General features: G+C 45.1%; 5 protein-coding genes. All 5 read left to right on the forward strand.

Features of this window, described 5'->3' with window-relative positions:
- Position 1: 1 nt before the first annotated feature.
- Positions 2-856: a methylenetetrahydrofolate reductase [NAD(P)H] gene (metF, locus tag HXT40_RS02440; protein WP_116440468.1), complete on the forward strand. Its 855-nt coding sequence runs from the start codon at positions 2-4 to the stop codon at positions 854-856.
- 447 nt (positions 857-1,303) lie between these two features.
- Positions 1,304-8,215: a peptidase gene (locus HXT40_RS02445; protein ID WP_421777311.1), complete on the forward strand. Its 6,912-nt coding sequence runs from the start codon at positions 1,304-1,306 to the stop codon at positions 8,213-8,215.
- A gap of 296 nt (positions 8,216-8,511) precedes the next feature.
- Positions 8,512-11,700, forward strand: a complete 3,189-nt coding sequence (locus HXT40_RS02450; protein ID WP_410310353.1) for a bifunctional [glutamine synthetase] adenylyltransferase/[glutamine synthetase]-adenylyl-L-tyrosine phosphorylase — start codon at positions 8,512-8,514, stop codon at positions 11,698-11,700.
- Between the two features lie 80 nt (positions 11,701-11,780).
- A complete protein-coding gene (locus tag HXT40_RS02455; RefSeq protein ID WP_174182559.1) occupies positions 11,781-12,014 on the forward strand; it encodes a hypothetical protein in 234 nt (77 codons plus the stop codon).
- A complete protein-coding gene (locus HXT40_RS02460) occupies positions 12,014-12,346 on the forward strand; it encodes a type II toxin-antitoxin system mRNA interferase toxin, RelE/StbE family (RefSeq protein ID WP_174182560.1) in 333 nt (110 codons plus the stop codon). Before HXT40_RS02455 ends, HXT40_RS02460 begins: the two co-directional genes overlap by 1 nt.
- Positions 12,347-12,426 lie beyond the last annotated feature (80 nt).

The raw sequence follows: 12,426 nt of genomic DNA on the forward strand, positions 1-12,426 counted from the left end.
TATGCCATATAAACCAAAGTTTTCGCTGGAAGTTTTCCCACCTAAGCGCACATCTCCTATTGGTACGATTTACGATACTTTGGATGGGTTGAAAGGCCTTGACCCGGATTTTATTTCGGTTACTTACGGCACTGGAAAGCTGCAGGATCGCACTGCTACTGCGCGTATTGCGAATACTATTCGCTCCGAATACGGCATTGATGCGGTTGCTCATTTAACAGCTCGATACCTTGATTACGATGCTGTTGATGAAGCTTTGGAAATGTTTGATAATGCTGGTGTTTCCGGTGTTTTGGCTTTGCGCGGCGACGTGATTGCAGGCCAGGAAGCGGCAGGCGTTTTTGAGCACGCTAGCGACTTGGTTTATTATATTCGTTCAAAGCACCCGGATTTGCCGATTTTGGGTGCTTGCTACCCGGAGAAGCATCCGGAAGCGGAAAGTTTGCAAGCGGATATTGATAATTTGAAGCGCAAGGTTGATGCGGGTGTTACGCATTTAATTTCGCAACTTTTTTACGATAACGAGGATTTTTTGCGTTTCCGTGATTTAGCTCGTGCCGCTGGTATTAATGTGCCAATTGAAGCTGGCGTGATGCCTGTTGCGAACGCTTCGCAAGTTAAGCGCATGACGAGTTTGTGTGCGTCTCGCATTACTTCGCAAGTTTCCGCAATGATGGATCGTTGGGGGAGTAATGCTGATTGTTTGCGCGATGCTGGCAGTATTTTTGCTTCTCAGCAGATTAACGATTTAATTGCTGAAGGTGTGGATGGCATTCACTTGTATACCATGAATCACCCGGGCATTGCGCGCAGGATTTGGGCGAATGTGAAGCCGCTGTTTACGAAGATTGGGTAGTTTGCGGCTTTTTGCGAGTTTTTGTTTGATGTGGCGCGAGTGCGCGGCTGGTTGCGCGGCTTTATAAATATTAATGTTAGTGTATAAATGTATAAAAAATTGCGTTTTATACTAAACATGTGTTTAGAATCGCCATTAAAACTGTAATCTAGCTTACATTTACTATATTAATTTTGATTGCAAAAACCTGCCGAAAACGTTGAAATAAAGTCTCGCGGGGGGGGGGTTAGTAGGCTATGCATCATAACAGATACATTGCAAAATATTCATATATTAGGTATTATTGAACATAAATCTCAACAAGGGATTCGTGCTTTTGAAAGCTGAGTGGAAGTTTTATATGTATCTGATTGTAGTTCAATCAGCGTTTGATTACTACATAAAGCTCTTCACTAATAAATTCATAAAGACTTATTCAGAGAGAATCGATATTAAGGAGATATCATTATGATAAATTCAAATTCCGGAAAGCACGCACGCAAGGTTACATTGGATGCTGCAGTAAGTAACGCGATTGCGAAGGCTGTGGATGCTCGCAAGGTGGCGGCGTTTACGGTTGGCGCTGCAGGCGTGTTAGCTGGTGCGTCGTTCGCTTTTGGTGCAACTCCGGCAATGGCGGCGGAGGTGAGTGGTACTCCTGATACTAAGCCGGATGTAGCTCAGACGCCTGTGACTGCTGGTGAGAATGCTGGGACTGGTAAGAAGGCTGAAGCTGGCGATAAGAATCAGACTGAAGCTAATAAAGAGGCTGGGTATAAGGCTGAGAATACCAATAAGCAGGCTGAGCAGAAATCCGAGAATACTGTAAATACTGATGGTACTGAAAATAAATCGACTGTTGTAAAGATTCGTGGTAAGCGCTCGGTAGATAATCCGCCGTCTGGACATACTGCGACTGTTCAAGATCGCGCTTCTGGTGGTTCAGCAGGTCAAGATCCTAATAAAATTAATCCAGACACAACGGATACCTCTAATACCAAAATCGATATTAACGAGAATAACGCTGAAACTATGCCAAATGCGTATGCTTGGGGAAGCTCAGACAACACGTATAGTGTAGATGGCGAAAAGCATACTGTTACTTTCCACTTTGCAGCACCAAAAGATGGTAGCAAGATTACCAGTATTGCTATTTTCCCTGCTAGGACAAATGGTTTCAATAATGCAAAAAGTGAGAAAGGTATTGATTTTTACTCGAAAGATCAAAACAAACACCAAGCTTATTCTGGTGAATATACATTTACTCCTAATAACGATGGATCTGCTGATCTTAAGATGACAACTCTTTTCAGAGATGGCAACCTTAATGGCGGCGCTGAGAAGTATGTAGCCAGTCGCTCTATTTTCGTGTACGTAACTAAAGATGGTAGTAGCACAGAAACTATTGCATATAAAACAAACGTATTCCGCGCTGTAACGCTTGTTCCGCCAAAGACTTCTGGCTCTGTGGTGCTTAAGTATAACCAAGAGCTTACTCCTGAAAAGGTTCAAGCAGCAATTACTGAAGCTGGCAATGTTAATACTGAGCGTAGCGATAAAAAGTCGGTAAATGATCAGCTTTCTGGAGCGTTTACGCAAAATATTAACGTAAAGTCTGATGATGCTTACGACAAGACTACATTTAATGCTATTAATACTGAAACCTCAGCTCAAGGCGCAACGGATAAGACTTACGTAGCTGGCGCGAAGACGCTTAACACCTATATGGTTACGGATTTGGGCTTTAAGTCGCAAGCTATTCCGCTTACGGTTGCGCGCTACGACACGCGTATCGACAAGCCAACTGTTGAAGATCCAACTAACGTTTCGCAAGAAGTAAAAACCGACATCATCAAAAAACTTGCGGCGCTTAACAATGTTGCCCAAGACAAGGTAAGTATCAACGACAAAGGCGAAGCTGTAATCCACTTTGATGGTGTTGATGAAAAGGACGCTCCTAAGATTGCGCTCAAAGACCTCGTCCTCAAGAATCTCAAAGCTGGCGAGTACGTTGTTCCAAGCGATGATAAAGCAGTCTTTGTTGCTAACCCACTCGATTACTCGAAAGACGAGATTGCGCGCATTAAGCAGGCTATTTTTGATGCTAATAAGACCAATAAAGACCTTAACCTTACCAGCGTAGATCAGATTTCACTTGAATATCTTAAGGGCGATTTTACTAAAGCTGGTCAAGCTAATCAGGGCATCTCGAACGGTCAGGCGGAAAATACGATTACCGTTAAGATCAAGACCGATAAGGCGGTTGCTGAGTTTACGTCTAATGTAAAAGAGAGCAAGCTTACTAAGCTTCCAGACATCCGCAAGGATTATGACGTTTCGTGGACTAAAACCAAAATTGATGGTCGCGACACCGACGAGGGTATTTCTTGGAGTAATGATCAGAAAACCACTATCATCTATCGTTACGATCCAACTAAAGCAGAAGGGTTTGATACAACAAAGATTCTTGGTTTGCTGAAAGCTACGCCAAAAGACAAGCAAGCTGGTTTGCGCGACCTTACAGGCGGCGAGACGCTTCAGTATGAAGGTACAGGGACTAACGCGCAGAAGTCACACATGCACTATGCGTTGCAAAATGGCGAGCCAACGGGCGAGCTTACGCTTGGCAATATGGGTGGTCCATACTGGTCTGGGAATCAGAAAGTCTCTAATTCTGATGTAGACCTCGGTGATGCAGAGTCTGAAGCAGGCTCGTATTCGTGGGATACAGAAGCTGGCCCTGTAAAGGTAGCCGGCAAGAAGGGCAAGATTTTCAAGGCGCGTCTGTTTGTTGAGCCGTATGCAATGACGTACTATAAGCATGTTTATATGGAGCAAGGCCGCAATCCTGGTAATACAGCAAAGGCAATTAACGTTATCTTTGTGCCGCAGACGAATCATAAGACGAAAGACCTTTCGGATTCGATTGGCGAGCACAAGACCGAAAACGTTGAGGGCAAGGATGTTCCAACACAGTCGAAGTATTACAACGCGTCTGCTGATAAGAAAGATGCGTATGAAAAGGCATTAAAGACTGCAACAGACTTGCTTGCAACTGTTAAGGACAAGCAAGAAAAAGACCTTACCGAAGAGCAGAAGGCGCAAATCGATAACGCTACGATTAACCTTAATAAGGCACGCGCCGAGCTTGATGGTGCTGACACCAACAAGGATAAGCTGAACGACTCGATTGATGCTAATGGTAAGGCTGCAGAAGGCACTACCGCCGCAACTGGCACGCAAGCAACAAACCAGTTCAAGAACGTAAGCGACCCTGACTTCAAGAAGGCAGACGGTTCTGATGATAAGGACAGAAACGAAGCTGCTAAGAAGGCAAAGACAGATTACGACAAGGCTCTTGAGGAAGCTAATAAGGTAAAGGAAGACAAGAACGCCACGCAGAAGGCTGTTGACGACGCTAAGGCTAAGCTTGATGCTGCGCGCGAAAAGCTTAACGACTTTACCACCAACAAGGATGAGTTGAATAATGCCATCGCTAAGGACGGCAAGGTAAACACGGGTAGGGATAATCAAGGCAATCAAACGCTGACAAATGCCGATCCAACTTACCAGAACTCGACTCCTGAACAGCGCAAGGCGTACGACGACGCTGTTAAGAAGGCTGATGAGGTCTTCAAGGATCCAAACGCTTCTCAAAAAGAAGTAAACAAGGCTATTGATGATCTTAAGAAAGCTAAGGCAGCACTTGATGCCAACGCAACCGACAAGGCTCCTCTTGCCGCTGCGGTGCAAAAGAGCTTAGATAAAGATCCTAACAAGCATAGCGTGTTCTACACGAACGCCAAGAATAAGACTGGCGATACTGCTGCTCAGCAAGCCGTTAAGAATTACGATGACGCACTTGCAAAAGCTAAGCAGGTTCTTGCTGACGACAAGGCCACCAAGAAAGACGTTGAGGATGCCAAGAAAGCACTCGAAGATGCTGAAAAGGTACTTTATGCTGAAACTTATCAGACAAAAGCAACTGATTTAGCGGAAGCTATTGCGGACAACTTCAGCGGTTATTTGATGCCGGCCTACTTCAATGCCTTTGATAAGGCACAAGCTGAGGGCAAAGATTCTCAGGCTGCTAAGGACTTCAAAGCCTATAACGACGCTTATCACGCTGCAAAAGACTTGATGGATGAATTAAATAAGCCTGGGAGCACCGTAGATCAGAAAAAGGTTGATGCGGTTAAAGAGCAGCTAATCGCTGCTCGCAAGATTATTGACACCTACGCAACCGACACCAGCAGACTTTCGGCTGCTGCGCTTAATGACTTTGCAATACAACACAGCCCAGCCTACGCGAATTTGAAAGAACTTGCCGAAAAGCAAAATCCTAGTGAAGAAGAAAAAGCTAAGGTAGAAGCTGCTAAAAAGGCTAAGGAAGCGTATGAAAAGGCAGCAGCGAAACTAACAGCTGCGCTTACTAACACGCTTCCGAAGGATCAAGCAAATGGCCAGGATATTCCTGATAGCAATATCCCGAAGAAAGATGGCGACCTTAATAGTAAGGACTACCTGAAAGACATTCAGGCGCACAAGAACGGTGAGCCACTGAACAGGGATGTTGACAGTATCCTTCAGGAAATGAACGACGCGGCGAAGGCGTTGGATAAGTTCGCCACCAAGACCGACGAGCTTCTTAAGTCTGTTAACGAGCATGACAATACCAAGCAGACGCCTGCATTCAAGAATGCAAATCAACCTGCTTTCAAGCAAGCTGACGGAACTGATGATACTGCTAAGAATACTGCTGCTAAGGCAGCTGTAGATGCCTATGGTGATGCTCTTAATGCCGCAAAGGAATTGCTCAAGAAACCTGATGCAACGCAGAAGGAAGTCAATGATGCGTTGAAGAAGCTTGACGATGCTCGCAAAGAGCTTGACAAGTACAACACCGATACCGCCAAGCTCAAGGAGAGTGTTGACAAGCACGGCTCTACAGATGGCCCTGCAGCTACAGAAGGCACGCAAACTTCTGACGCGTATCGCAATGCGTCTGATCCTCACTTCTTAACTGCTGATGGCAAGCCTGATACTAAGAAAAATGATGATGCCAAAGCGGCTAAGAAGGCTTACGATGAAGCTTTGACAAAAGCTCAAGAGCTTTTGAAGAAGCATGATGATAAAGATACGCCGCAAGACGCAAAGCCAACTCAAACAGACATCAACAATGCGCTTGATGCTCTTGATAAAGCACGTACTGAGGTTGAGAAGTATAAGACTGTTACTACTGATCTTGAGACAGAAATTAATAAGTCTACTGCGGAGGGTGCTCCTGCTGTTACTGAAAACGACTTCGAGAATACGCCGGAGTTCAAGAATGCTAAAGCTAAGACAAGTAACGGTGTGGAAAACACAGATGTTACTGCTTACAACGCAGCTCTAAAGAAAGCGCGCGACCTTGTAAAGGCTGCTAATCCTACAGATCCGGATGCTAAGAACAGCTCACATCCAACGCAGCAGCAGATTAACGAGGCGCTTGACGCTCTTAAAGCAGCTAAGAAGCAAATTACTGATAACTACAAGACGAATCTTGAGCCGTTGACTTCTGCTAAAGACTTTGCAGATGGTGACTTCAAGAAGACGCCTGAGTACAAGAATGCTCTTGCTAAGAAGACTGCTGGTGATCCAGGTGCTACAAATGACTTGGGTGAAACTGGCAAAGACACTGGCTTCGAGAATGTTCTCAATCAAATCAAGCAGAAGCTTAATGATGATAACTGGAAGAAGACAGCAACTCAGAAGTCTGTAAACAACTTGCTAAAGAAACTGCAAGCAGCTCAAGACAAGATTGCTAACAACTACAAGACTGATGCAAAGCTTCTTGAAAACGAAGTCGGCGATAAGGACGCACAGGGTCAACCTGTAACACCTCCATTCGAGGCGTCGGTTGAGTACAAGAATGCGCTTGAAAAGAAGAACGCTGGTGACGCTACTGCAACGGAAAAGCTTAAAGCTTATGCCGAGAAGCTTGCTAAAGCAAACGAGCTTATTGAAAAGGTCAAGAATCCTGATCCAAACGCAAAGCCAGAAGATCGTCCAACTCAGAAGCAGGTTGATGATGCTCTTGCGGCTTTGAAGAAGGCCAAGAAGGATATCGACGACAACTTCAAGACCAAAGTCGACGCTCTTAAGAAAGAAACGAAAGAGCTTAAGGACGACGGCGGAGCTAAGCCAGACACCGAGAAGTTCGAAAAGTCTACCGAGTACCAGAATGCTCTTGCCAAGAAGGGTGCTGACAGCAAGGATAACGCAGACATACAAGCGTACAATGACGCTTTAGCGAAAGCCAATGAACTTCTTGATCTATTCGACGAGAGTGGCAATCCAAAAGCCAACATTCCAGCTGGAAAGCAACTCCCAACTCAGCAAGAAGTTGACGAGGCTCTTAAGAATCTGAAGGAAATTAAGGATAAGATTACTAAGAACTACGTCACCAGCCCGCATGACTTGCAAGAAGAAGTTGATAAGTCGAAGGGCGGAGATACTGACACCAGAACCGACGTGTTCGAGAATACTCCAGAGTTCAAGAATGCGACTGCTAAGGGTGATGACGCTGCTAAGAAAGCTCTTGACGACTATAACAAGAAGCTCAAGGCTGCCAAGGATCTTCTTGATAAGTTTGATCGCACTACTGGAAAGCCAAAGACTGATCTTCCAGATGGTACTAAAGTCCCAACTCAAAAGCAACTTGACGATGCTCTAAAGGATCTCCAAGCCGCCAAGAAGAAGATTGCCGATGATTACAAGACTGATTCTTCCAAGCTGAAAACAGAAGCAGATGCTGATGCTAAGTTCCGTGATTCTGTATTCTTTATGATTGGAATGACTGAGGATATTGACGCCTATAACAAGGCTTTGGCTGAGGCTAACAGTGTGCTTAAGGATCCGAATGCTACTCAGGCTGAGGTTGACGCGGCTTTGAAGAAGCTTCAGGCGGCTAAGTATAAGATTAATCACCCGTTTGGCATAGGCAGTGGTGTTGGAAGCGGTAGCGGCTATGATGCTGATGCTAGTGATTCTCAGAGTGCTTCGGTTGATAAGACTGCTTTGAGAGTTGAGGTTAATAATTCTGAAGCAGATTCTTCTGCTGCGTCTAAGGCGAATACTGCTGCTGCTAGAGCTTATGTGAGTGCTTTGGCTGAGGCTAAGCGTGTGCTTGCTGATAAGAATGCTACTCAGGCTCAGGTTGATGATGCTTTGAGGAATCTTAAGGCTGCTAAGGCTGCGTTGCGTAATGCTTCCGGTAATGCTGGTGGTCTTGTTAAGACGGGTGCTGCAACTGGCTTGTTTGCAAGTCTTGCTGCAATCTTCTCCGGTCTTGGTGCTGCTGGCGTAGCTTCTCGCCGTCGTAAGCACTCTAACGAGTAGTCTATCGCGTAACTAAAATCCCTCGCAGGTTATCTTCCGATAATCCGCGAGGGATTTTTTCTCGCTGCTGCACTAAACTAAACGCTCCAAATGTGAGATATGTTTTCCGCGTTTGGAGCTCTACGCAACCCTAAACTCTCCAAACGTGAGGTATGTTCCCCACGTTTGGAGCGAAATGTATCCTCAAACGCTCCGAACGTGAGGTAAGTTACGCGCGCAGTATGCAATCTGCGCTAGTAATGCACACATCTTATACGCAATTCGCCTTGTACACCACCACAATGTAAAGTTGCGGTATGGAAAGTGCGAACAGAACAGATAGTGCAACTACTGAAACCAACTGCAACGAAAGCAGCACAAACTCTTCCGCACTCACCTCAAGAAGCCTTATTAAAGCCGGTTTTTCTCGCCCGGATGCCGCACGTTGCGCAATGATAGCAATATGCAAAAACTGCAATAAAATATCTTTTGAAACACTACTAAGAAGCGCGCTTACAGTTGAAGATCCAGATTCTGCATTGCTTTCATTGCAAGATTTAAGTGAAGCATACCCCGAAATAATAAATAATATTTCAACTTCAAATTCGCAAGTATCTGACTCATTAACAAGCCTAATGCAAGTATTAGGTGCGTCTAACGCGTTGGCAATGCTTATGCGCACAAGACCTAATCTTATAAAAGCCGCTGCAAACGACCCGAATCATCTTTTTGCAATGACTAGGGAAGAACGCGTAAAAGACTTACTCGAAGCAATACAAGCGTACACTGCAACAGTTGTTTCTTCTGAAAGCAGCAATTCCAACACAATTTACTTAACATCACTCGGCTTTGCGCAAGCAGTTTCTGCGCTTCGTGCGCGCTACCGTGAGCATGTTGCTGCAATTATGGCAGCTGATTTAGCGAGCACTGACCCTGTTGAAGTGCAGCCAGATATTAGTCGTAAGCTTTCCGACGCTGCCGATGCTGTTCTAGAGGCAGCGTTGTCTATTTCGCGCGGACAGGTTACTGGTTCTTCCGCATGCAGATTTGCGATTATTGCTATGGGTAAGCTTGGCGCGCAAGAAATTAACTACGTTTCCGATATTGATTTGATTTACGTTGTGGAGCCTGCGGATTTAAGCAACAAGCAGAACCAGGATGCTGCTTTGCGTGTTGGTGCTTCTATGGCGATGGTTTTGCAAAAAGTATGCCAGTCGGTGGTTATGGGCTCTGTGGAGCCTCCACTTTGGCAGATTGATACTGCGCTTCGCCCGGAAGGTAAGGATGGTCCTCTTGTTCGTAGGCTTGATTCTCATAGAGAATATTATGAAAAGTGGGCGAGTAGCTGGGAGTTTCAGGCACTTTTGAAGTCGCGCCCTGCAGCAGGGGATGCGGATCTTGGAAAAGCTTATCGCGATATGGTCGAGCCGTTTATTTGGAAGGCTTCTGGTCGTGAGCATTTTGTAGCTGACTGCCAGCATATGCGTCAGCGTGTGGAGTCGCTTATTCCGGCTTCTCAACGCGATTTGGATATGAAGCTTGGTCGCGGCGGCTTGCGTGACGTGGAGTTTACTGTGCAAATGTTGCAGCTTGTGCACGGAAGTGAGGATGAGTCGCTTCGAGTAAGGGATACTATTTCCGCTTTGCAAGCGTTGGCTCAAGGTGGCTACGTCTCTAGGTCTCAGGCGGCGCTTTTGGCAGAACACTACCGTTTTGAGCGCGTTCTTGAGCATCGTCAGCAAATGTGGAGTATGCATCGCACGCATTTGTTCCCAGATTTGGGTGCGCAAGGAAACGGCGGCTTGGATCGTGCGCGCACAATTTCTACAGAGCAGCTTAACAATAATGATCAGATTTGCCGTCTTGCTCGTGCTGTGCGGCTTCGTCCGGAAGAGTTAGTTGCGCGTTTTGATAAAGCTCGTCGTGAAATTCGGCACTTGCATAAGGATATTTACTACCGTCCGATGCTTCCTATTAACGCTCAAACGGATGCGGATCCTATTGTACTTTCGCCGGAGGCTGCTCGCGCGCGCTTTGCTTCTATTGGTTTTGCGGATGCTCGCGCAGCACAGTTGCATGTTGAAGCGCTTACGGAGGGGCTTTCTAGGGCTGCTAAAATTCACAGAATTTTGCTTCCGGCAGTGTTGAAGTGGCTTGGCGACGGGCAGAATCCAGATATGGGTTTGCTTGCGTGGCGGCGTCTTGCTGAGCGTTTTGGTGGAAAAAACACGTATCTTGGTTTTTTGCGTGATTCTCCTTCCGCAGCTCAGCGTCTTTGCCACGTTTTGGCGGATTCGCGCTATCTTGGAGACGCTATGATGCAGTCAATGCAGTCTATTACTTGGCTTGGCGACGACGAAGCGTTATCTGCGCGCGATAGGGCAAGTCTTGACATGCAAACTAGCGCAATGGTTGCGCGTTATGCAAGTAATATTGAGGATTTTGCGCAGTCTTTGCGTGCTCTTCGCCGGCAGGAAATTGAGCGAGTTGCTTTAGCTTGGATGTGTGGTCTAATTGATGACGATACTTCTATGCTTGCAATGAGTGATGTGTTTGATGCTATTTTAGATGCGACTTTGCAATGGTCCATGCGTGAAGCTGTGTCAGTCATGAATTTGAATGCTCCTCAAGCTGAAATTGCTATTATTGCTTTAGGTCGTTACGGTGGTAGAGAAGTAAACTTCTGTTCTGACGCAGATATTATGGTAATTTACAAGCCTGTTGGTGAAGATTGCGATTTCAACGCAGCTCACCGCTTTGCGCAAAAAACTGTAGATATTTTGCGTAATATTTTGCAAGGTCCTCTTACGCTTGAACCAAAAATCATGGTCGATTTGGATTTGCGTCCGGAAGGAAAAGACGGTCCGCTTGTTCGTTCGCTAGAATCTTGCGAAAAGTATTATCGTCAATGGGCTAGCACTTGGGAGCATCAAGCGTTGTTGCGAGCGCGTTTTGCTGCAGGTTCTAAGGAGTTGGCGGATGCTTTGCTTGATGGCGTTGTAAACGAATTGCGTTACGCTGCAAATCCTCTTAGTGATTCTCAGCTTGCTGAAATTCGTAAGCTCAAAGCGCGCATGGAAGCGGAGCGTTTGCCTCGAGGTGTGAGTAGGGACAGGCATTTGAAGCTTGGTCGTGGCAGTTTAAGCGATGTTGAGTGGACTGTGCAATTGATGCAATTGCAATATGCTTCAAAGCATGAATCTTTACGAGTAGTTGGAACTATGCAAGCGTTGAAAGCATTGCAATCTGAGCATTTTATAAGCGACGAGGATGCTGAAGTTTTAAGCCGCTGCTGGCATATGTGTTCCGCGGTGCGCAACGCAAACTTCTTGTGGTCTGGCTCAATGGCTCGCGCAGATATTATTCCAACTGACTCGTATTCTTTGGGTGGAATTGCAACTTACCTTGGCTACGAGCCGAACCAGGGCCGCGTTTTTGAAAACGATCTTTTAGCAACTATGCGTCAGTGCCGTGAAATCATGTCTCGTCTTTTCTACGCTCGCTAATTTCTCAATCTTTAGTCGCTTCACATTTATTGTTGCATTCTCTTCTTTAGGTTATAATTTCAGGACGGGAGGTGATTTTAATGAAAAATACAGTAATGAGTAATAATGTAAAAGAAAGAGCCAACACTTCAGTTTTTTATGCTGATGTTTCTGCGCCTATAAAACAAGCAGTCAGTGGTGAAAATTTAGAAGAAAATGACGAATTATTATCTACTGATTTTGCTGCAAAACTTATGCATAGTTATAAGCAGTCAGTTTCTGGTTTAGTGCGTCCGTATGCGGATGTTTTTGCTGAGTTAGAAAAGGGCTTGTAATGAGTTCCTTTGATATTCTTGTTACTCAGGATGCAGAAAATGATTTAAAAAATATAAGAGACTATATTGCATCTAATATCTCTAAGAAAACTTCCATAAGAATTATTAATTTTATTAAATCTAGTATTGAAAGACTGTCTCTTTTTCCTCAGTTTGCACCTGTAGTTAAGTATGAGCCTTGGAATTCACTTGGTGTGCGTCGTATTATTGTAAAGAATTTTCTTGTTTATTACAGAGTTGTTTTAGAAGAAAATACAGTTTATATTTTGAAGGTTACTTATGGTAAACGTAATCAACAAACTGTATTGGAACAAATAGATTTATTGGATTAAGTACTTATTAAATGTTGCATAATAAGTTATAGTTCTCCGCCACTCCGGGGGTGGGGGGATTCGTCAACGCTAATCAGTAA

Origin of the sequence: Gardnerella sp. DNF01180P (genome assembly GCF_049244205.1) — a bacterium.
Lineage (GTDB): Bacteria > Actinomycetota > Actinomycetes > Actinomycetales > Bifidobacteriaceae > Bifidobacterium > Bifidobacterium swidsinskii.